This window comes from Streptomyces sp. NPDC090045, from assembly GCF_044747975.1.
Classification (GTDB): domain Bacteria; phylum Actinomycetota; class Actinomycetes; order Streptomycetales; family Streptomycetaceae; genus Streptomyces.
This window is the reverse complement of record NZ_JBIVFA010000029.1, coordinates 23,028-44,966: the sequence shown is the minus strand read 5'-3', so window position 1 is coordinate 44,966 and position 21,939 is coordinate 23,028. Positions and strand designations below refer to the sequence as shown.

Sequence of the window (21,939 nt, the reverse complement as noted above, 5' to 3'; positions counted from 1 at the left end):
AAGGGCGAGGTCATCAAGACCGTCCCCGAATCCAAGATCGTGGAAACCCTCATCGAAGAGGCACTGAAGATCGCCGAACAGATGGAGAAGGACGGCGTGATGAGCGGCGAGCCCACCGTCGCCATCGGAGTCTGATCTTCAGGGCTCGGCTCGCTCGCCCGTACAGGCTCGGTCATGGCCCCGGCCCCGTTCCCGCAGTTCGCGGGCGGGGCCGGGGCCCTTTCGTGACCTGCGACGCGGCATCGCCAGGCATCGCCGGGTACAGTGCGGAGATCAGCAGACTTGCATGGTGAGGCCCCAGTGTTGACGCAGACCACCACCCGGGTCCTTGAGCCCAGTGATCTCGACGCCGCGCTCGACATCCTCGGACGCGAGCCGGTCGAGAACGCCTTCGTCACTTCCCGGGTCCAGGTCGCCGGACTCGACCCGTGGCGCCTGGGCGGCGAGATGTGGGGCTGGTACGCCGACGGCGAGCTCCGGTCGCTCTGCTACGCGGGGGCCAACCTCGTCCCCGTCTGCGCCGAGCCCGACGCCGTACGCGCCTTCGCCGACCGCGCCCGCCGCACCGGCCGCCGCTGCTCCTCCATCGTCGGCCCCGCCGAGGCCACCCGGCTGCTGTGGCAGCTCCTGGAGCCCAGCTGGGGTCCGGCCCGCGAGGTCCGCTCCCACCAGCCGCTGATGGTCATCGAGCGCCCGTCCACCACGGTCGAGGCCGACCCGCAGGTCCGCCGGATCCGCAAGGACGAGATGGACCTGATCATGCCCGCCTGCGTGGCCATGTTCACCGAGGAGGTCGGCATCTCGCCGATGGCCGGGGACGGCGGGCTGCTCTACCAGGCCCGCGTCGCCGAGCTCGTCGCCGGCGGCCGCTCCTTCGCGCACGTCGCGGACGGCAAGGTCGTCTTCAAGGCCGAGATCGGCGCCGCCACTCCGCGCGCCTGCCAGATCCAGGGCGTGTGGGTGGCCCCCGAGTTCCGCGGCCGCGGGCACTCGGAGACCGGAATGGCCGCCGTCGTCGCCTACGCGCTGCGGGACGTCGCCCCCGTCGTCAGCCTCTACGTGAACGACTTCAACACCGCCGCCCGGGCCTCCTACCGGCGGGTGGGCTTCCGCGAGGTCGGCGCGTTCATGAGCGTGCTGTTCTGAGAGAGGCACCGGGTCCCGGCCACCCTGATCGAAAAGGTGGGCCCCGCACCCCGCCACTGGCATTCCGGCACGCCCCTACCGCGAAGTAAGGTCGCCGCATGCTGCCTTCCGGACTCCGCATCGGCCCCCTCGACCTCGCCGCCCGCGTGGACGAGGCCCTGCGCGTGCAGGCCGTCGCCTTCGGCCTCAGCGAGGAGGAGGTCGGCATCCGGCGCTACATCGTCCAGCGCCACATGACCTGCCGCGGCGCCCGCGCCCTCGGGGCCTTCGCCGAGGACGGGGCCCTCACCGGCTTCGTGTACGGGATGCCGAACGACCGCTCCCACTGGTGGTCCACGATCGTCGAGCCCTACCTGCGGGCCGGCGGGCAGGAGGACTGGCTCGACGACTCCTTCGTCATCACCGAACTGCACGTCCACCCCGGCTTCCAGGGCCACGGAGTGGGCCGCGAGCTGATCACCCGGATCACCGACGCCGCCGCCGAGCCCCGCTCGATCCTCTCCGCCATCGACACCGAGAGCCCCGCCCGCGGGCTCTACCGGGCCCTCGGCTACACCGACCTCGCCCGCCAGGTCCACTTCCCGAGCGCGAGCCTCCCGTACGCCGTCATGGGCGCCACACTGCCGCTGAGCAGGCACTGAATTGATTACCGGGGCCCGCTCGGGCCCCGGTAACCTCCCGGCATGTCTACGCAACACGTGCAGCGCATGTCCCGCCTCATGGCCAAGACCCTCCGCGAGGACCCGGCCGACGCCGAAACCCTCAGCCACCGGCTCCTGGTCCGCGCCGGCTACGTCCGGCGCAGCTCGGCCGGGGTGTGGACGTGGCTGCCGCTCGGCAAGCGGGTCCTCGACAACGTCTCGCGCATCGTCCGCGAGGAGATGGACGCCATCGGCGCCCAGGAGGTGCTGCTGCCGGCCCTGCTGCCGAAGGAGCCGTACGAGGTCAGCGGGCGCTGGTCGGAATACGGCGACCTGCTCTTCCGCCTGAAGGACCGCAAGGGCGCGGACTACCTGCTCGGCCCGACGCACGAGGAGATCTTCACCCTGGTCGTGAAGGACCAGTGCACCTCGTACAAGGACCTGCCGGTCATGCTGTACCAGATCCAGACCAAGTACCGCGACGAGGCGCGGCCCCGGTCCGGCGTGCTGCGCGGGCGCGAGTTCCAGATGAAGGACTCGTACTCCTTCGACGTCTCCGACGAGGGGCTGGAGGAGTCCTACCGGCTCCACCGCGAGGCGTACGTCCGCATCTTCGAGCGGCTCGGCCTCGACCACCGGATCGTGTCGGCGGTGTCGGGCGCGATGGGCGGCTCGGCGTCGGAGGAGTTCCTGGCCCCGGCCGGGGCCGGCGAGGACACCTTCGTGGACTGCCCCTCCTGCGCCTACGCGGCGAACACGGAGGCCGTGACCTTCGCCCTCGCCCCCGTGTCCGCCGAGCACCCGGCGCTGGAGGAGGTGGACACCCCGGACACCCCGACCATCGAGACCCTCGCGGCGCACCTGGGCGTCCCCGCCTCCGCGACGCTGAAGAACCTCCTCGTCAAGGTGGACGGCGAGATCGTGGCCGTGGGCGTGCCGGGGGACCGCGAGGTGGACCTCGGCAAGCTCGGCGAGCACCTGGCCCCGGCGGTGGTCGAACTGGTCACGGCCGAGGACTTCACGGACCGGCCCGACCTCGTACGCGGCTACGTGGGCCCGCAGGGCCTGGACAAGGTCCGCTACCTGGCCGATCCGCGGGTCGCGCCCGGCACGGCCTGGGTGACCGGGGCCAACCGGGCGGACACCCACGCCCGGAACGTGGTGTGCGGGCGCGACTTCGAGGTGGACCAGTACCTCGACGTGGTGGTCGTGGAGCCCGGCGACCCCTGCCCGAACTGCGGCGCCGGACTGCGCCTGGACCGGGCCATCGAGATCGGCCACATCTTCCAGCTGGGACGCAAGTACGCCGACGCCTTCGGCCTCGACGTCCTCGGCAAGGAGGGCAAGCCGGTCCGCGTCACCATGGGCTCCTACGGCATCGGCGTCTCACGGGCGGTGGCGGCGCTGGCCGAGCAGACGGCCGACGAGCGGGGGCTGTGCTGGCCGGCGGCGGTGGCCCCGGCCGACGTCCACGTGGTGGCGGCGGGCAAGGCCGTGCCGCTGGCCCTGGCGGAGGAGGCGGCGACGGCCCTGGCGGGCTCCGGCCTGCGGGTCCTGCTGGACGACCGGCCCGGGCTCTCCCCGGGGGTGAAGCTGACGGACGCGGAGCTGATCGGCGTGCCGTGGATCCTCGTGGCGGGCCGGCGCTCCGGGGAGTCGGTGGTCGAACTCCAGGACCGCGCCTCGGGCACCCGCGAGGAACTCCCCCTCACCGAAGCCCTCGCCCGCCTGACCCGCTGACGAGGCTGAAAGATCGCCTCAAACGCCGGCGGGGCTGGATTTGGCTGATGCCGCACCATCCAGCCCCTCCGGCGTTTGAGGAGCGGGGTCTGGGGCGGAGCCCCAGGGCTTTTCAGCCCGTCCGGCGTTTGAGGACCGGGTCGGGGCGGAGCCCGGCGGGGGGCGAAGGCTCCGCGCAGCGGCTAGTCGCGCGGCCCGTCGAGCTCGTGCTCAGGCGGTCGCGCGTCCAGCAACAGGTCGGGCTCCGGGCCGCCGAGCCCGGGCGGGGCTTCGGCCGCCGCGTCGGCGACCTCGGCCGGCCCGGGGCCTTCGGAAGCCGGGCCGGCCGGGGCCGGTTTCTCCCGCGCGGCCGCCGCCGCAGGCGGAGGGGCCGAGCGCTCCAGGAAGCGCAGCAGCTCCACCGGGAACGGCAGCACCAGCGTGGAGTTCTTCTCGGCGGCGACCGCCACGATCGTGTGCAGCAGGCGCAACTGCAGCGCCGCCGGCTGCTCCGACATGACCTCCGCCGCCTCGGCGAGCTTGTGCGAGGCCTGCAGCTCCGCATCCGCGTTGATCACCCGCGCCCGCCGTTCGCGGTCCGCCTCCGCCTGCCGGGCCATCGACCGCTTCATCGTCTCCGGCAGGGAGACGTCCTTGATCTCGACCCGGTCGATCTGCACGCCCCAGCCCACCGCCGGGCTGTCGATCATCAGCTCCAGGCCCTGGTTCAGCATCTCCCGGTTGGACAGCAGATCGTCCAGGTCCGACTTTCCGATGATCGACCTGAGCGAGGTCTGCGCCATCTGCGAGACCGCGAACCGGTAGTCCTCCACCGCCACGATCGCGTTCGCCGGGTCGACGACCTTGAAGTAGACGACCGCGTCCACCCGCACGGTGACGTTGTCGCGGGTGATGCCCTCCTGCGCGGGCACCGGCAGCGTCACGATCTGCATGTTCACCTTGTGGAGCCGGTCGATCACCGGGACGATCATCGCGAAGCCGGGCGGCCGTATCTCCTGGCGCAGCCTGCCGAAGCGGAACACCAGGCCCCGCTCGTACTGCTTCACCACCCGGGCCGCGGCGCCCACGTAGACCGCTACGCCCACACCCGCGGCGATCGCCGCTGTCAGCAGTTCTTCGACCATGACGGCCCCCTGCCGGACGCACCTTCTACCTACGGTATGCCCTACAGCCAGGCCGCGAACTCCAGCAGCAGCTCCGCGTCCCGGCGCCGTCCGGCGGCCAGCGCACGGTTCCCCGACTCCACCGCCCGGAACAGCGACCAGCCCCGCAGCCGGTCCCGGTCCACCTCCAGCGCGTCGGCCAGCTTGTTCACCCGGCGCCGCGCGCCCGCCGCCCCCGCCGAGGAGGCCACCTGGTCCTCCAGCCGGTCCCGGACCAGCCGCGCCAGGTCGTACGCCCGCTCGCCGACCAGCGGGTCGGGGCCCACCGTCAGCCACGGCGCCCGCTCGCCCGCGAGGACCTTGCCCTGCCGGAAGTTGCCGTGCAGCAGCAGTTCCTCCGGCTGGGCCGCGACCAGTTCCTCACGCATCGCCAGAGCCGTGTCGGCCAGGGCCCGGACCTCCGCCGGGGCCGCCCGCAGCGCCGCCGACTGCTGCCCGGTGCGCTCCGCCACCGTCTCCCACACGTGCCCGGCCGGCGGGGCCACCCACAGCCGGCGCAGCGTGCCGCTGGCCTCCAGCAGCGCCTTCGCCTCCGGCAGCGACCGCAGCGACACCTCCGGGTGCAGCCGCTCCAGCAGCAGCGCCCCGTCGTCCTCGTGATGCCGGGTGTCGAGGATCCGTACGGCCCCGAAACCGCCCCAGTGCGCCAGCGCGGCCAGTTCCCGGTCGGGCCGGGCGTGCGGGGGCGCCAGCTTCAGCGCGGCCGGGGTCCCGTCCTCGTACGTGACGAGGACCACCAGGCTGCTGCGGCCGCCCGGGGCCTGCACGCGCTGCGCGCGTACCCCGCGCCGGGACAGCGCGGCCTCGGTGAGTCGGGGCAACTGCCCCAGCCAGTCCTCGTCCTGCGCCGTTTCCGGCATCTCGCCGAGCGCCCGTACAAGCCGCTGCGGCGGTTCGAAAGCCATGCGTGCGTGGTCCCTTTCAGCTGTGCTGGGCCCGTTGCGCCTCGTCAGCGCGTTCCGCGAGCCCAGGGAAGGCTACGCCGACACCGCGCCAGCGTGCCGCGCGCACGGCCGCGGCGCTCAGCGCATCGGCCGCCTCGCGGCGCAGCGGACCCTCCGCCGCACGCACCAGATCGGAGTACGCGCCCGCCACCCGGTCCTCGACCACCGCGGCCAGCCGCTCGGCCTCTGCCGGGGTGCGGACCTCGAACGGCAGGGCGTACGCCGCCTCCGCGGGCCGGGGCGCACCGCCCAGCTCCCGTACGGTCCGCGCGAGCGCGTCACGGCGCGCGAGGTGGGCGCCGTAGGCCTCGCGGGCCTCGTTCGCTCGGGCCCCGGTGCTGCGGGCGCCGATCACCCCGTAGCCGTAGACGGCCGCGTGCTCGGCGGCGAGTGCGGCCTGGGCGGCCTCCAGGGACCGGCCTGCGGCGGGCGGTTCGGGCTTCACGACGTGGCTCCGGGGGTCGAGGTCAGCAGGTACGCGTGGACGGCGCCGCAGGCGGCCACCGAGGCCAGCATCCGGGCGAGTTCCCCCGGGGCCCCGGCCAGGTCGATGGTCCGGGCCTCCGACAGGCTCCGCTCGGCGTCCGCGAGGGCGGTCAGGGCTTCGGCGGCCTTCGGGGGCACCGGTTCGCCGCTCCCCGCGGGCGCGGCGGCCCCCGTACCGCCCGAGGGGGAAGCGGAGGGTGACGGCGAGCCCGCCGGGGTCGGGGCCAGGGCCGCGGAGTGCGCGGCGACGGCGGCGCGCAGCGGCGCCAGCCGCGCGGCCAGGGCCGGATGGGCGGCGGCGGTGGCGTCGTAACGTTCCAGCAGGCGCGCACTGTCACGAACGGCCGCCTCCCGCATCCGCCGTTCGAGTGAAATCCCGGTTTCGCCGCCGGTCGGGCGGTCGTCGGAGCACCCCGTCAGCAGCGCGGCTCCGGCCGCGCCGGCGGCTCCGGCGAGCAGGCTCCGGCGCGAGGGTCTCGAAGGCAGAGTCCAGGGCACGGCGACGTCCTCGGTGGTGGTGGCGGGGCAGGGTGTGATCACGGTACCCGGGGCCCCGTCCACAGGGCGGACGGCAACACCCTCCGACACCGGATACCCTTTGACCTGACACACGACGGAAATCACAACAGCACACGCGGCCGAGGAGTCACCCGGATGAGCACCACCCAGAGCGACAGGCTGCGCGGACTGCTGGAGCCGCTCGTCGCCGCCAAGGGCCTGGACCTCGAAGAGATCGAGATGTCGCGGGCGGGCAAGCGCCGGATGCTGCGGATCATCGTGGACTCCGACGAGGGCGTGGAGCTGGACGCGTGTGCGGAGCTGAGTCGCGAGGTCTCCGACAAGCTCGACGAAACCGATGTGATGGGTGAGGACGAGTACGTCCTCGAAGTGAGCTCGCCGGGCGCCGACCGCCCGCTGACCGAGCACCGTCACTACGTACGGGCCATCGGCCGTCTCGTGAAGTTCCAGCTCGCCGCCGAGGGCGACAAGGCCGCCGGGGAACTGGTAGCCCGCATCCTCGACGTCGACGACGAGGGCATGGACCTCGAAGTACCGGGCGTGAAGGGCCGCAAGGCGACCGCCCGCCGCATTGCTTTCACCGACATCGCCAAGGCGCGTGTCGAGATCGAGTTCAACCGCAAGGACAAGAAGGAAGAGGAGGCGTAGCCGTGGACATCGACATGAGTGCCCTGCGGGGTCTGGTCCGGGAGAAGGAGATCTCCTTCGACCTGCTCGTCGAGGCGATCGAGTCGGCCCTCCTCATCGCGTACCACCGGACCGAGGGGAGCTTCCGCCGCGCACGCGTCGTGCTGGACCGCACCAACGGTCACGTGGTCGTGTGGGCGACGGAAGACCCGAGGGATCTCGAAGAGGGCCAGGAGCCCAAGGAGTTCGACGACACCCCGTCGGACTTCGGCCGGATCGCCGCGACGACCGCCAAGCAGGTGATCCTGCAGCGTCTGCGCGACGCCGAGGACGACCTGACCTTCGGCGAGTTCGCCGGCCGTGAGGGCGACGTCATCACCGGCGTGGTCCAGCAGGGCAAGGACCCGAAGAACGTCCTCGTCGACATCGGCAAGCTGGAGGCCATCCTGCCGGTGCAGGAGCAGGTCCCCGGTGAGGAGTACACGCACGGTCTGCGCCTGAAGGCGTACGTCGTGCGGGTGGCGAAGGGTGTCCGCGGCCCGTCCGTGACCCTCTCCCGCACCCACCCCAACCTGGTGAAGAAGCTCTTCTCGCTGGAGGTCCCGGAGATCGCCGACGGCAGCGTCGAGATCTCGGCGATCGCACGTGAGGCCGGTCACCGCACCAAGATCGCCGTGCGGTCCACCCGCTCGGGCCTGAACCCCAAGGGCGCCTGCATCGGCCCGATGGGCAGCCGGGTGCGCAACGTCATGGCCGAGCTGCACGGCGAGAAGATCGACATCGTCGACTGGTCGGACGACCCGGCGGAGATGGTCGCGAACGCGCTGTCACCCGCCCGGGTGAGCAAGGTCGAGGTCGTCGACTGGGACACCCGGTCCGCCCGGGTGACCGTGCCCGACTACCAGCTGTCGCTGGCCATCGGCAAGGAGGGCCAGAACGCCCGCCTCGCCGCGCGGCTCACCGGCTGGCGCATCGACATCCGTCCCGACACCGAGGCGTCCCCGGACGCGGACCGGGACCGGGGCGGGGAATAAACCGGTACCGGCCGGGGCTACCCGGACGGTAGACAGGGCTTACGGCTACCGCCGAGGCGGTGCCGTACGGCCGCTGCGCAGGCAGCGGATCAAGACAACACGACAGCCGTTCGATTTTTCGCCCGCCACATGTCGGGGGAGAGGTCGGTGCGGGGAGGTAGACTTAGGCGTGTCTGGCCGGACGCAAGCCCGCGCATGCCCCGAACGCACCTGTGTGGGGTGTCGGGAGCGAGCGGCCAAGAGCGATCTGCTGCGGATCGTGGCGATCGAGGACGAATGCGTCCCCGATCCTCGCGGTACGCTGCCCGGCCGGGGTGCCTACGTGCACCCTGCCGTGGTCTGCCTCGACCAGGCGGTCCGCCGCCGAGCGTTCCCCCGGGCCCTTCGGTCCGCCGGAGCACTCGACACGGCGGAACTGCGCAAAGCCCTGGTCGTTGAGGCCGGGGCCACACCGTAAGACGTAGAACGGCACGGATACCCCGTGCGGTCAGGTACCTCGCGAGTTGGAAGTAGGTCGAGATTGCGATGAGCACTCGATGAGTACGCGATGAGTACGCCCATGAAGTAGCAACGGTCCGGCGTAACCCGGACCTAAAAGGAGCGAAGTGGCTAAGGTCCGGGTATACGAACTCGCCAAGGAGTTCGGAGTTGAGAGCAAGGTCGTCATGGCCAAGCTCCAGGAACTCGGTGAGTTCGTCCGTTCGGCGTCCTCGACGATCGAGGCGCCGGTTGTGCGCAAGTTGACCGATGCACTGCAGGGGCCCGGCGGCAACGCCGGCAAGTCCGCTGCCAAGCCTGGTGCGCCCCGCAAGGCGGCGCCCGCCAAGCCCGGGGCTCCGACCCCGGGTGCCGTTGCACGTCCCGCTGCGCCGAAGCCCGGCGCACCGGCCCCCAAGCCGGTCGTCGCGGAGGCTCCGGCCGCCGCAGCGCCCGCCCCGGTGACTCCGGCCGCCTCCGGCCCGCGTCCCGGCCCGAAGGCCCCGGCCGCCCCGAAGCCCGCTCCGGCGGCGCCCGTGGCGACCGAGTTCTCCGCGCCTCCGGCGGCTCCGGCCGCCCCGGCGCGCACCGAGCGTCCCGCCGCCGCGGCCCCGAGCCCCCGTCCGGCGCAGCAGCGTCCGGCTCAGGGTCAGGGCGGCCAGGCCGGCGCCCGTCCCGGCGCCCCGCGTCCGGCCGGTGCCACCCCCGGTGGCCAGGCACAGCGCCCCGCCGGAGCCCCCGGCTCCCAGGCGCCGCGTCCGCAGGGTGCCCGTCCGGCGGGTCCCCGTCCGGGCAACAACCCCTTCACCTCTGGTGGCTCCACCGGCATGGCGCGCCCGCAGGCGCCCCGTCCGGCCGGCGCTCCCCGTCCCGGTGCCCCCGGCGCCGGCGGCGGCCAGGGTGCTCCCCGCCCGCAGGGCGGCCCCGGCGGCGCCCCGCGTCCGCAGGGTCCCGGCGGCGCCCGTCCGACCCCGGGCGGCATGCCGCGCCCGCAGGCCGGCGCCCCGCGTCCGGGTGGTGCCCCCGGTGGTAACCGTCCGAACCCGGGCATGATGCCGCAGCGTCCCGCTGCCGGTGGTCCCGGTCCCCGTCCCGGCGGCGGCCCCGGTGGCCGTGGTCCCGGTGCGGGCGGCGCCCGTCCCGGTGGCGGCGCCGGTCGTCCCGCGGGCGGCGGCTTCGCCGGTCGTCCGGCCGGTCCGGGCTCGCGTCCCGGCGGCGGTGGCGGCTTCGGCGGCCCGCGTCCCGGTGGCGGCGGCTTCGGCGGCGGTCCGGCCGGTGCCGGTGGCGGCGGTCGTCCCGGCTTCGGTGGTCGTCCCGGTGGTCCCGGTGCCCGTGGTGGCACGCAGGGTGCCTTCGGCCGCCCCGGTGGTCCGGCCCGTCGTGGTCGCAAGTCCAAGCGTCAGAGGCGCCAGGAGTACGAGGCCATGCAGGCCCCGTCCGTCGGCGGCGTGATGCTGCCGCGCGGTGGCGGCGAGACCGTGCGCCTGTCGCGCGGTGCCTCCCTCACCGACTTCGCGGAGAAGATCAACGCCAACCCGGCGTCGCTCGTCGCCGTGATGATGAACCTCGGCGAGATGGTCACTGCCACGCAGTCCGTCTCCGACGAGACGCTCGAGATGCTGGCCGGCGAGATGAACTACGTCGTCCAGATCGTCAGCCCGGAGGAAGAGGACCGCGAGCTCCTCGAGGGCTTCGACATCGAGTTCGGCGAGGACGAGGGCGGCGAGGAATACCTCATGCCGCGTCCGCCGGTCGTGACCGTCATGGGTCACGTCGACCACGGTAAGACCCGACTGCTCGACGCCATCCGCAAGACGAACGTCGTTGCGGGCGAGGCCGGCGGCATCACGCAGCACATCGGTGCGTACCAGGTCTCCACCGAGGTCAACGACGAAGAGCGTCGCATCACCTTCATCGACACCCCGGGTCACGAGGCGTTCACCGCCATGCGTGCCCGTGGTGCGAAGTCGACCGACATCGCGATCCTCGTGGTCGCGGCCAACGACGGCGTCATGCCGCAGACGATCGAGGCGCTCAACCACGCCAAGGCCGCCGGCGTCCCGATCGTCGTCGCGGTCAACAAGATCGACGTCGAGGGTGCCGACCCGGTCAAGGTGCGCGGTCAGCTCACCGAGTTCGGTCTGGTCGCCGAGGAGTACGGCGGCGACACGATGTTCGTCGACATCTCCGCCAAGCAGGGTCTGCACATCGACTCCCTGCTCGAGGCCGTCGTCCTCACCGCCGACGCCTCGCTCGACCTGCGCGCCAACCCGGAGCAGGACGCTCAGGGTATTGCGATCGAGTCCCACCTCGACCGCGGCCGCGGTGCCGTCGCCACCGTCCTCGTCCAGCGCGGTACCCTCCGCGTCGGCGACACGATGGTCGTGGGCGACGCCTACGGCCGCGTGCGCGCCATGCTCGACGACAAGGGCAACAACGTCGAGGAAGCGGGTCCGTCGACCCCCGTCCTGGTCCTGGGTCTCACCAACGTCCCCGGCGCCGGCGACAACTTCCTCGTCGTCGACGAGGACCGTACGGCCCGTCAGATCGCCGAGAAGCGTGCTGCGCGTGAGCGCAACGCCAACTTCGCCAAGCGCGTCCGTCGCGTGTCCCTCGAGGACCTCGACTCCGTGCTCAAGGCCGGTCTGGTCCAGGAACTCAACCTCATCATCAAGGGCGACGCGTCCGGTGCGGTCGAGGCTCTCGAGTCCTCGCTGCTCCAGCTCGACGTCGGTGAAGAGGTCGACATCCGGGTCCTGCACCGCGGTGTGGGTGCGGTCACCGAGTCCGACATCTCGCTGGCGATGGGCTCCGACGCCATCGTCATCGGTTACAACGTCCGTGCGGCCGGCCGTGCCGCGCAGATGGCGGACCGCGAGGGCGTCGACGTTCGTTACTACTCGGTGATCTACCAGGCCATCGAGGAGATCGAGGCGGCCCTGAAGGGTCTCCTCAAGCCGGAGTACGAAGAGGTCGAGCTCGGTACGGCGGAGGTCCGCGAGATCTTCCGCTCGTCCAAGCTGGGCAACATCGCCGGTGTCCTCATCCGGTCCGGCGAGGTCAAGCGCAACACCAAGGCGCGGCTCCTGCGCGATGGCAAGGTCATCGCCGAGAACCTCACCATCTCCGGTCTGCGCCGCTTCAAGGACGACGTCACCGAGATCCGCGAGGGCTTCGAGGGTGGTATCAACCTCGGTTCCTTCAACGACATCAAGATCGACGACGTCATCGCGACGTACGAGATGCGCGAGAAGCCCCGCGCGTAAGCGCGAGGCGGTTCGCACCGTGTCGTAACTCGTAACACCGGGGCCGGTCGGCGGAATATCCGTCGATCGGCCCCGGCCGTTGCGTGTACGGTTCTGGTGACCCGGCCGCGTGAGCGCCGGGTGATCCTGCCGGGCGAGGGCCCGGCAGGCCACCGAACCCGCACCGGCGGGATATCCGGAACTGCATGTACGTGGGGACTCTGTCCTTCGACCTGCTCCTCGGCGACGTCCACTCGCTGAAGGAGAAACGCTCCGTCGTCCGGCCCATCGTCGCCGAGCTCCAACGAAAGTTCTCCGTGAGCGCGGCTGAAGTGGGCGACCAGGACCTGCACCGCAGGGCCCGTATAGGGGTCGCTCTGGTGAGCGGGGACGCGGGGTTCCTCTCGGATGTACTGGACCGCTGCGAGCGGCTGGTCGCGGCACGTCCGGAAGTGGAGCTGCTGTCCGTACGACGGCGCTTCCACGGTGATGAAGACTGATAGCAAGACATAAGAAGGAGACGGACCAGTGGCCGACAATGCGCGGGCGAAGAAGCTGGCGGACCTCATCCGGGAGGTGGTGGCGGAGAAGCTGCAGCGTGGTGTCAAGGACCCCCGCCTCGGTACGCACGTGACCATCACGGACACCCGGGTCACCGGCGACCTGCGGGAGGCCACGGTCTTCTACACGGTCTACGGGGACGACGAGGACCGCGCCAGCGCGGCAGCGGGCCTGGAGAGCGCGAAGGGCGTCCTGCGCTCCGCGGTCGGCCGGGCGGCGGGCACCAAGTTCACGCCCACCCTGACCTTCGTCGCGGACGCCCTCCCGGAGAACGCCAAGACCATCGAGGACCTCCTCGAAAAGGCGCGCACCTCCGACGCCCAGGTGCGCGAGGTCTCCTCCGGCGCCCAGTACGCCGGCGACGCCGACCCGTACAAGAAGCCGGGCGAAGACGACGACTCCGACGAGGACGCAACCGCGTAATGAGCACCAACGCAGGGAAGACTCCGGACGGCCTTGTCATCGTCGACAAGCCGTCCGGCTTCACTTCGCACGACGTGGTCGCCAAGATGCGCGGGATCGCCAAGACCCGCCGCGTCGGCCACGCCGGCACGCTCGACCCGATGGCGACGGGCGTGCTGGTCCTGGGCGTCGAGAAGGCCACCAAGCTCCTCGGCCACCTCGCGCTCACGGAAAAGGAGTACCTCGGCACGATCCGGCTGGGCCAGAACACCCTGACGGACGACGCCGAAGGCGAGATCACCTCCTCCACGGACGCCACCGGGGTCACCCGGGACGCAGTGGACGCAGGCGTCGCCAAGCTGTCCGGCGAGATCATGCAGGTCCCGTCGAAGGTCAGCGCCATCAAGATCAAGGGCGTGCGCTCCTACAAGCGCGCCCGCGACGGCGAGGACTTCGAGATCCCGGCCCGGCCGGTGACCATCTCCTCCTTCCAGGTGTACGACATGCGGGAGGCGGAGGCCGAGGACGGCACCAAGGTCGTCGACCTCGTCGTCTCCGTCGTCTGCTCCAGCGGTACGTACATCCGCGCCCTCGCCCGCGACCTGGGCGCCGACCTCGGCGTCGGCGGCCACCTGACCGCGCTCCGGCGCACCCGGGTGGGCCCGTACAAGCTCGACCGGGCGCGGACCCTGGACCAGCTCCAGGAGGAGCTGACCGTCATGCCCATCGGCGAGGCCGCCGCCGCGGCCTTCCCGCGCTGGGACCTGGACGCCCGGCGGGCCTCGCTGCTCGCCAACGGCGTCCGGATCGACATGCCGGAGGAGTACGAGGCCGGCCGCACGGTCGCGGTCTTCGGGCCGCAGGGCCAGCTGCTCGGCCTCGTCGAGAGCAAGAACGGGAAGGCGAAGTCCCTCGCGGTCTTCGTCTGATCGTTGACGTGGAGCGGTGAGCGCACATGGACTGCCGCTCACCGCTCCACGACCCCCCTCGGGTAGGTCTCTATCCACCCGGACGCCCGTATTCACCCGTCCGAGCAGGCGCTCGGAGTGAATGGAGGGAGCGTAAGGGGGCGCGTTCGCCTCGCGTGCTTTCCGTGCTGATCTTCACCTGCCTACCGTCGTGAACACGGGGAGTTGCGGGGGAGTGGTGCGGCCATGGCGGAGCTCGTCAAGATCTGCGATCCCGCGGGGCGGGTGCGCGGCAGCGGTTTCGTCGCCGACGACCGCGGCACGGTGGTCACCAGTCACGAGGCCGTCGACGGCCTGACCCGGGTGCTGCTGCACGGCCCCGGGCGGACCTGGCTGGCCGAGCCGGCGGACGTGACGGTGCTGCCGGGGCTGGCCCTGGCGCTCGTACGGACCGACGGACTCGGCATGAGGCCGCTGCCGGTCGGGATGCGCGAGGTGATCGATCCGGGGACCTACGTACGGCTGCCCGCGCGGGGCTGGCGCCAGGCGCGGGTACTGGGGGGCGCGCAGGTCACCTATCCGGCGGTGGAGCTGGCGATCGGCACGGACGGCCGGGACGCCCTGCTGCTGGGCGGGGAGGCCTGCGGGGGCCCGGTCCTCGACGCCCGCACCGGAGCGGTGCTCGCGGTCCTGGGCACCGCTCTGCAGGCGGAACACCGCTCGGCGCCCTTCGCGGTGCCCCTGCGCACCGCCGCCGCGGCCGACCCGGGCGGCCCCCTGGCCGCCCTGCTGGAACGCAACGCCGCCACCGTGCCGGGTTACGGCCCCGACCTGAACCTCGCCGGGGCACTGGAACTCACCGCGACCACCCTGGACACGGCCTTCACCACCGATGCCTCCGCCCTGGTGGAACGGACAGGCACCACTGCCGAACTGGCGGCCTTCACGGAGGGCGACCGCCCGGTCCTGGGCCTGGTCGGAGAACCCGGCACGGGCCGCACCACCACCCTCGCGGCCTTGGCCGTACGCCGCACCCACGGCCCCCGCCACGCCCCCACCCTCTGGCTCCGCGGCGCGGACCTCCACGCCGACGACACCTCCCTCTCCGACGCCCTGACACGCGCCCTGACAAGGGCCTCCCAACTCCTCGAAACACCCACCGCTCCCGCCGGGGACGGGCGCGTGCCGGGGCCCCCGCAGGGTGCTGGCGGGAATACGGCAGCCACACAGGCTCCCGCAGGGGACGGGTCTGTGCAGGGGCGCTCCCCGCAGGGCGTCGAACGCAACGCAGCTCGGCCCTCCGCCCCCCAGGGTGGCTCCGTAGGGGGCGGGTGTGTGCAGGGGCGCTCCCCGCAGGGCGTCGAACACAAGGTGCCCCGGCCCTCCGACCCCCCGACACGTTCGACGCCCGAGGAGACGCCCCGGAACACACCCGGCCCCACCCGCACCACTCCGTCGCCCCCGGCCCCGGACGAAACCGCCCCCGCCGAGGAAGAGGAAACCGCAGCCCCGGCGGGAGCCGCGGAGCACCTCGCCCACGTGGTCGCCCGCGCCGGCCGGCCCCTGCTCGTGGTGCTCGACGCCCCCGAGGAGATGCCGCCGGAGCTCGCCCACCGGCTGGGCCCCTGGACGGAAGCCACCGCCCAGTGGCTGCGCGCGACCGGGGCCCGGCTGGTCGTCGCCGCCCGGCCCGAGTACTGGGAGCGGGCCGGCGCCCTCTACCCGCCCGACGCGCTGCACACCCCGGCCCGCCCCGCCCGGCGGCAGCCGCCCGCGCAGCCGCCCGCGCTCCGGCTCGGCGACCTCACCGCCGCCGAGGCCGAGACCGTCCGGGCCCGTCTCGGCATCCCCGCCGACGCCGTCCGCGCGGCCGACGCCCGCCACCCGCTCACCCTGAGCCTGCTGGCCGGGATCCGCGCCGCCGAGGTCACCGCCGGCCGCCCCGGCCGGGACGAGGTCTTCGCCGCACACCTGGACCTGCTGTGCCTGCGCACCGCCGTCCGCACCGCCGTCCGCACCGCCGCGGCCGGCGCCGACGCCGGCGCCGACGCCGGCGGGGCCCGGGTGCACGGCCCCGGGGTCCGGCGGCTCGCGGCGCGCGTGGCCGGCAGCGTGCACGAGGCCGCGCGCCGCTGCCTGGGGCCCGGGCAGGGGCAGCTCGACCGGGCCTCCTTCGAGGAGCTGTTCCCGTGGCGCACCGGCTGGGCCTCCGCCGTGCTCACCGAGGGTCTGCTGGTGCCCGCCGGGACCGGCTACCGCTTCGCCCACGAGGAGCTGTCCGACTGGATCCAGGCCGTCCACCTAGACGTCCCGACGGCCCTCGCCTTCCTCGTCCACGGCCCCGCCGGACCGGGCCTGTCCGTGCCCCGGCACCGGATCGGCCCCGTCCTGGAGGCCCTGCGCAGGCTGCCCCCGGAGCACCTGCGCAGCGAGCTCACCGCCCTGGTCCACCGCCTCAACCAGTTCGCCGAGGAGCCGGCGCAGGCCGATCCGGACCGCGCCTGGTGGGCCGCCCGCCTGCTGCGCGAGAGCCTGCTCCGGGCCCCCGACGCGTACGCTCATCTGCCCGTCCTGCACGCCCTCGCCGAGCACGTGGCCCGCGCCGGCCCGGGGGAGTTCGGCGGCTGGTTCTGGAACCGGCTCCGGCTGCCCGAGCCCGACCGCCTCGACCTGCTGCGCCGCCTGCTGCCCGCCGACCCCGCCGAGGCGGTCCCCGGCGACCGCTACCTCGACGCCGCCGCCCGCCGCCTGGCCCGCGACCCGCAGCACGCGCAGCCGCTGCTCTGCGCCTGGTTCGCCGACGACCGCCGGCTGCGCGGCCGCCCCGGGGCCACCGTCGCCACCGCGGCCCAGGCCCTGCTGCACACCCACCGCCGGCTCGCCGTGGACGACCTCACCGAGGCGCTCGTCACCGCCGCGCACCCCCGCGCCGACGAGCTGCTGGCCGTACTCGCCGAGGACGAGCCGTCCGCGATGTGCCGGGCCGTGGACCGCTGGGCGCACGACGAACGGCCCGGGCGGCGGGTCGCGGCCGCCGCCTACGGACTCGCCACCGCCCCGCACGTGCGCACCCCCGCCGACCGCGAGCTGCTGCGCCACGCCGCCCAGGCGCTGCTCGCCCGACCCGCGGACGCGACCCTGCACGGCAGCGCCCTGGCCGTGCTGCTGCGAGACCCGCAGGTGCGCGGCCGCTACCTGCCCGAGGCCCTCGCCTGCTTCCGCGACCCCGAGCCCGGCTCCCGGCTGCCCGCGGCGGCGCTGGTCGCGGCCCTGCCCGTACTGCCCGACCCGGACGCCGTGTTCGCCGCCCTGCGGGCCCGGGCCGACGGTGAGGTGGTGCGCGCCCTGGCCGCGCTGACCACACCGGGGCTGGCCCGCCGCGCGGGTGACCTCGTACGGGAGCACCTCGCGCACCGGCCCGGGGACGCACCGCACGCCGCCGTCTTCGTGGAACGGCGGCTCGAACAGGGCCCGGCCGCCGCCCTCGTGCTGCGCCCGCTGGTCCTGGACCTGCTGCGCAACGCCCCGGCGGAGGTCAGGGCGGAGCTGGCCGCCGTACTGGCCGCGCCGGGCGGGGAGTGCTCGTACCCGCTGCGCGGCGAGCTGGCCGGGGTACTGCTGCGCGAGGAGGCCGATCCGCAGGTCCTCGGCGCGTTCCTCGGAGGCCTCGCGGCCGGGACCGCCGGGCGCCCGGAGGCCCGTACGCGGGAACTGCTGCGGCGCACCGGGCGGCAGCTGCTGCGGGCCCCCGGCGGGCCGGCGGTCTTCGAGCGGCGGACGGTGGAGCTGGCCCGGGCCGTACCGGCCTTCGGGGCGCTCGTCGCCCGCTGGCTGGCGGAGGCGGGTGCGGAGGCCGCGGCCCTGCTGGGGCCGAGCGCGCGGCGGACGGTGGAGACCCTCGGCAGGACGGCGCCGGACGTGACGTGAAGCGATACTCCGCGGCAGCGGTCCCACTCGGACGCCGATGCGGGGCAGCGGCCACCGGCATGGCAGTCTTAGACCTGCAATCGGCAATCAGTTCAAGGACCAACCGGGTTCGGGCGAGGAGCGGTCACAGTGCAGCGCTGGCGTGGCTTGGAGGACATCCCCCAGGACTGGGGACGCAGCGTCGTCACCATCGGCTCCTACGACGGCGTGCACCGGGGACATCAGCTGATCATCGGACGGGCCGTGGCCACGGCGCGCGCGCTCGACGTCCCGTCCGTCGTGGTCACCTTCGACCCGCACCCGAGCGAGGTCGTCCGCCCCGGCAGCCACCCGCCGATCCTGGCCCCCTACGACCGGCGTGCCGAGCTGATGGCCGGGCTGGGCGTGGACGCGCTGCTGATCCTGCCGTTCACGGCGGAGTTCTCGCAGCTGTCCCCGGCCGACTTCATCGTGAAGGTGCTCGTCGACAAGCTGCACGCGCGGTCCGTCATCGAGGGCCCGAACTTCCGCTTCGGTCACCGGGCCGCGGGGAACGTCGACTTCCTGCGCGAGCTGGGCTCCACCTACGACTACGAGGTCGAGGTCGTGGACCTGGTCGAGCGGGGCGAGGCGGGCGGCGGAGTGCCGTTCTCCTCGACGCTGGCGCGCCGGCTCGTCGGCGAGGGCGACATGGACGGCGCGGCCGAGATCCTGGGACGCCCGCACCGGGTGGAGGGCGTGGTGGTGCGCGGTGCGCAGCGCGGGCGCGAGCTCGGCTACCCGACGGCCAACGTCGAGACGGCGCCGCACACCGCGATCCCGGCGGACGGGGTCTACGCGGGCTGGCTGACGGCGGACGGCGAGCGGATGCCGGCGGCGATCTCGGTGGGGACGAACGTGCAGTTCGACGCGACCGAGCGGACCGTGGAGGCGTACGCGATCGACCGGGTCGGGCTGGACCTGTACGGGAAGCACGTGGCCGTCGACTTCCTCGCGTACGTGCGGGGGATGGCGAGGTTCGAGTCGCTGGACGGGCTGCTGGAGGCGATCGCGGACGATGTGAAGCGGGCGCGGGTGCTGACGGACACGTACGACCTGCAGCGCTGACGGACGAAACGGAAGGGCCCGTACCACCCCCGGGGTGGTACGGGCCCTTCGTCGTGCCGTCGGTCAGCCGAGGCGCGGGTCGCGCTGGGGCTGCTGGGGCTGCGGCGGCTGCTGCTGCGGGGCCGGGGGCTGCTGCCAGGGCTGGCCGGGCTGCGGGTAGGGCTGGCCGTAGGGCTGCGGCTGCTGCGGCGGCTGCTGGTACGGGGGCTGGCCCTGGGGCTGGCCGTACGGCTGCGGCTGCTGGTGGGGCTGCGGCTGCGGCGGCTGCTGCTGGGGGTAGGGCTGCTGGGACTGCGGGGACTGCTGGGGCTGTTGGGGCGCTCCCCAGTGTCCCTGCGGGGCCTGCTGCTGGGCCCGCAGGAAGTCCTCGGCCACGAGCGCGGAGAGGTTGAAGTACGCCTCGCGCGTCTTGGGCCGCATCATGTCGAGATCGACCTCGGCGCCGGCCGCGAGGTGTTCGTCGAACGGCACCACGACGACACCGCGGCAACGGGTCTCGAAGTGCTGCACGATGTCTTCGATCTTGATCATCTTGGCCGTCTCGCGGACTCCTGAAATGACGGTGAGGGAGCGGGAGACGAGGTCCGCGTACCCGTGCGCGGAGAGCCAGTCGAGGGTGGTGCTGGCGCTGCTGGCGCCGTCCACGGACGGCGTCGAGATGATGATCAGCTGATCGGCCAGGTCCAGGACGCCGCGCATGGCGGAGTAGAGGAGGCCGGTGCCCGAGTCGGTGAGGATGATCGGGTACTGGCGGCCCAGCGTGTCGATGACGCGCCGGTAGTCCTCGTCGTTGAAGGTCGTGGAGACGGCCGGGTCCACGTCGTTGGCGATGATCTCCAGACCGGAGGGCGCCTGCGAGGTGAACCGGCGGATGTCCATGTACGAGTTGAGGTACGGGATCGCCTGGACCAGGTCGCGGATGGTGGCACCGGTCTCGCGGCGCACGCGGCGGCCGAGGGTACCGGCGTCGGGGTTCGCGTCGATGGCCAGGATCTTGTCCTGGCGCTCGGTGGCGAGGGTGGCGCCGAGCGCGGTGGTGGTCGTGGTCTTGCCGACGCCGCCCTTGAGGCTGATGACGGCGATGCGGTAGCAGGACATGACCGGGGTGCGGATCAGCTCCAGCTTGCGCTGGCGCTCCGCTTCGGCCGCCTTGCCGCCGAAGCGGAAGCGGCCGCCGGCGCCGTTGTTGTTGTTGTTCTTGGGCTTCTGCTTGTTGCGCAGCAGGCGGTCGGAGGACAGCTCGACCGCGGCGGTGTAGCCGAGCGGCGCCCCGCCGCCGGTCGGGCTGGCGGAGTAGCGCGGGTCGTGCGGCTGGGGCTGCGGCGGCTGTTGCTGCTGCCCCGGTCCCACGGGCCACTGCCCGGCGGAACGGGGGTCGTACGACTGCGGCTGGGGCTGTTGCTGCGGCTGCGGCTGCTGCTGCGGGGCGGGGATCGACGGCGGGAACGGATGGGCGTCCTGCGTCGCGAACGCGGGCGGCAGCAGGGGCAGTTCACCGCCGGGTCCTCCGAACGGGGTCTCCCCGCCGGCCTGCGCCTGCGCCGGTGCCGGCGCCTGCTCGGCGGGAGGCAGCGCGGGCAGCCCGTCGGCGGGGGTGTCCTGCGGACCGGCCCAGCCGCCGGAGGAAGCCTGCACCGCGGGGACCGGCTCGTCGGCGACCGGCGCCGGGGCGTCGAGCGCGGGCCGAGCGTCCTCGACCGGGGCCGGGTACGCCGGGAGGGCGTCAGTCGGAGCCGGGGCCTCGATCGGTGCCGGGCCCGGGGTGGGAGCCGCGTACGACGGAGCCGGTTCGTCGGAGGCGCCGAACGGCGGCGCGAAGGGGGCAGGGGCGTCGGGAACGGGCAGCCCGTTCTCGACAGGTGCCGAGGCCGGATACGCCGGGGTGGCGTCGGCCGGAGTCGGAACAGGCGCCTCGAGGGCTGCCGGAGCCGGGTAGGCCGGGAGGGCGTCGGCCGGAGCCGGAGCCTCGAACGAGGCCGGGTCCAGGGCCGGAGCCGTGTACAGCGGAGCCGGAGCAGGTGCCTCGATCGGAGCCGGTGCCTCGGTCGGTGCCGATGCCGGATACGGGGGGAGGGCGTCGGCCGGAGCCGGAGCCGGAGCCGGAGCCGGAGCCTCGACCGGGGCCGGGTCCAGGGCCGGAGCCGTGTACGGCGGAACCGGAGCAGGTGCCTCGATCGGGGCCGGGGCCGGGGCCGGGTACGCGGGTGCGGCCTCGGCCGGAGCCGGAGCAGGTGCCTCGGGCGCTGCCGGAGCCGGGTAGGCCGGGAGGGCGTCGGCCGGAGCCGGAGCCTCGGTCGGAGCCGGCGCAGGCACCTCGAACGGAGCCGGGGCCGGGGCCGGGTACAGCGGTGCGGCCTCGGTCGGAGCCGGCGCAGGCACCTCGAACGGAGCCGGGGCCGGAGCCGGGTGCAGCGGTGCGGCCTCGGTCGGAGCCGGCGCAGGCACCTCGAACGGAGCCGGAGCCTCGAACGAGGCCGGGTCCAGGGCCGGAGCCGTGTACAGCGGAGCCGGTGCAGGCACCTCGATCGGGGCCGGGGCCGGGAACGGATGCGCAGGGGCGGCCTCGGCCGGAGCCAGAGCCTCGATCGGTGCCGGAGCCGGAGCCGGAGCAGGCACCTCGAACGGAGCCGGAGCCGGGTACAGCGGTGCGGCCTGAGCCGGAGCAGGCGCCTCGATCGGGATCGGGGCCGGGAACGGCGACTCGGCCGACGTGGTTGCCGGGAACGGGGCGGGCAGGCCCGCCCCGTCGGACGGGGTCCGCTGGGCCGGCGGCGCGATCCGCATCGTCGAGGGCGACTCCACGTCCGGCGGGCGGTGCGGTTCGAAGCCGCTGCCCTCGGGGAGCCCCGGCACCTGCGCGGCCGGGGCCGCACCCTGCGTGTACCAGGCCGGCGGGGTGTAGTCGATGGTGAACTCGCCCGTCACCTCGGGCTCCGCGTCGGACTGATCGTCCGTCGGGACGTCCCACGCCCCGCCGCGCCTCTCGTTCCGATCGCCGCTCACTGGTCCTCCTGGTCTGTTGAACACTGGTCC

The 21,939-nt window shown here is 73.5% G+C and carries 17 protein-coding genes and 1 pseudogene; 13 read left to right on the top strand and 5 right to left on the bottom strand.

From position 1 onward, the window contains the following. The 4 genes and pseudogenes from ACIPYQ_RS40345 to ACIPYQ_RS40330 all read left to right on the top strand — a co-directional run. Window positions 1-135, top strand: a pseudogene (locus ACIPYQ_RS40345) (4-hydroxy-3-methylbut-2-en-1-yl diphosphate synthase); the annotation flags it as partial. Window positions 136-300: 165 nt separating this feature from the next. After that, window positions 301-1,146 (top strand): GNAT family N-acetyltransferase, encoded by an 846-nt coding sequence (locus tag ACIPYQ_RS40340; protein ID WP_361771225.1) that lies wholly within the window; start codon window positions 301-303, stop codon window positions 1,144-1,146. A 98-nt stretch (window positions 1,147-1,244) separates the two neighbouring features. Beyond that, the gene (locus ACIPYQ_RS40335) at window positions 1,245-1,787 is read left to right on the top strand and encodes a GNAT family N-acetyltransferase (RefSeq protein WP_361771223.1); all 543 of its coding nucleotides are present in this window, start codon (window positions 1,245-1,247) and stop codon (window positions 1,785-1,787) included. A gap of 42 nt (window positions 1,788-1,829) precedes the next feature. Beyond that, complete coding sequence (locus tag ACIPYQ_RS40330) at window positions 1,830-3,527, top strand: proline--tRNA ligase (protein ID WP_401259593.1); 1,698 nt, start codon at window positions 1,830-1,832, stop codon at window positions 3,525-3,527. 182 nt (window positions 3,528-3,709) lie between these two features. Here ACIPYQ_RS40330 and ACIPYQ_RS40325 read toward each other — a convergent pair whose 3' ends face one another. Genes ACIPYQ_RS40325 through ACIPYQ_RS40310 form a run of 4 tightly spaced genes read right to left on the bottom strand, consistent with a single transcriptional unit; the run spans window position 3,710 to window position 6,660 of the window. Then, window positions 3,710-4,651 (bottom strand): slipin family protein, encoded by a 942-nt coding sequence (locus tag ACIPYQ_RS40325; protein WP_401259591.1) that lies wholly within the window; start codon window positions 4,649-4,651, stop codon window positions 3,710-3,712. A gap of 41 nt (window positions 4,652-4,692) precedes the next feature. Further along, window positions 4,693-5,595 carry an aminoglycoside phosphotransferase family protein gene (locus tag ACIPYQ_RS40320; RefSeq protein WP_401259589.1) on the bottom strand — a complete coding sequence of 301 codons (903 nt, stop codon included), beginning with the start codon at window positions 5,593-5,595 and terminating at the stop codon, window positions 4,693-4,695. Between the two features lie 16 nt (window positions 5,596-5,611). Further along, window positions 5,612-6,079, bottom strand: a complete 468-nt coding sequence (locus ACIPYQ_RS40315; RefSeq protein WP_401259587.1) for a ferritin-like domain-containing protein — start codon at window positions 6,077-6,079, stop codon at window positions 5,612-5,614. Continuing rightward, complete coding sequence (locus ACIPYQ_RS40310) at window positions 6,076-6,660, bottom strand: hypothetical protein (RefSeq protein WP_401259585.1); 585 nt, start codon at window positions 6,658-6,660, stop codon at window positions 6,076-6,078. Before ACIPYQ_RS40310 ends, ACIPYQ_RS40315 begins: the two co-directional genes overlap by 4 nt. A 114-nt stretch (window positions 6,661-6,774) precedes the next feature. Between ACIPYQ_RS40310 and rimP the strand changes: the two genes are divergently transcribed. From rimP to ACIPYQ_RS40265, 9 genes are all read left to right on the top strand, one after another. Next, the gene (gene rimP, locus ACIPYQ_RS40305) at window positions 6,775-7,287 is read left to right on the top strand and encodes a ribosome maturation factor RimP (protein WP_361766196.1); all 513 of its coding nucleotides are present in this window, start codon (window positions 6,775-6,777) and stop codon (window positions 7,285-7,287) included. A 2-nt stretch (window positions 7,288-7,289) separates the two neighbouring features. Next, window positions 7,290-8,300, top strand: a complete 1,011-nt coding sequence (gene nusA, locus ACIPYQ_RS40300) for a transcription termination factor NusA (RefSeq protein ID WP_361766193.1) — start codon at window positions 7,290-7,292, stop codon at window positions 8,298-8,300. 169 nt (window positions 8,301-8,469) lie between these two features. After that, window positions 8,470-8,757, top strand: coding sequence for a YlxR family protein (locus ACIPYQ_RS40295; protein ID WP_401259582.1), 288 nt, complete (start codon window positions 8,470-8,472; stop codon window positions 8,755-8,757). A gap of 148 nt (window positions 8,758-8,905) precedes the next feature. After that, a complete protein-coding gene (gene infB / locus ACIPYQ_RS40290; protein ID WP_401259580.1) occupies window positions 8,906-12,043 on the top strand; it encodes a translation initiation factor IF-2 in 3,138 nt (1,045 codons plus the stop codon). Window positions 12,044-12,228: 185 nt separating this feature from the next. Next, window positions 12,229-12,522, top strand: coding sequence for a DUF503 domain-containing protein (locus ACIPYQ_RS40285; protein ID WP_030030358.1), 294 nt, complete (start codon window positions 12,229-12,231; stop codon window positions 12,520-12,522). 28 nt (window positions 12,523-12,550) lie between these two features. Further along, window positions 12,551-13,006 (top strand): 30S ribosome-binding factor RbfA, encoded by a 456-nt coding sequence (gene rbfA, locus ACIPYQ_RS40280; protein WP_361766183.1) that lies wholly within the window; start codon window positions 12,551-12,553, stop codon window positions 13,004-13,006. Further along, a complete protein-coding gene (truB, locus tag ACIPYQ_RS40275; protein ID WP_361766180.1) occupies window positions 13,006-13,914 on the top strand; it encodes a tRNA pseudouridine(55) synthase TruB in 909 nt (302 codons plus the stop codon). The genes rbfA and truB overlap by 1 nt, the downstream gene beginning before the upstream one ends. Window positions 13,915-14,139: 225 nt before the next feature. Next, window positions 14,140-17,820 (top strand): serine protease, encoded by a 3,681-nt coding sequence (locus ACIPYQ_RS40270; protein ID WP_401259578.1) that lies wholly within the window; start codon window positions 14,140-14,142, stop codon window positions 17,818-17,820. A gap of 129 nt (window positions 17,821-17,949) precedes the next feature. Continuing rightward, complete coding sequence (locus ACIPYQ_RS40265) at window positions 17,950-18,906, top strand: bifunctional riboflavin kinase/FAD synthetase (RefSeq protein ID WP_401259576.1); 957 nt, start codon at window positions 17,950-17,952, stop codon at window positions 18,904-18,906. A 63-nt stretch (window positions 18,907-18,969) separates the two neighbouring features. Here the strand turns inward: ACIPYQ_RS40265 and ACIPYQ_RS40260 are convergent, their stop codons facing one another. After that, window positions 18,970-21,909 carry an SCO5717 family growth-regulating ATPase gene (locus ACIPYQ_RS40260; protein WP_401259575.1) on the bottom strand — a complete coding sequence of 980 codons (2,940 nt, stop codon included), beginning with the start codon at window positions 21,907-21,909 and terminating at the stop codon, window positions 18,970-18,972. Window positions 21,910-21,939 lie beyond the last annotated feature (30 nt).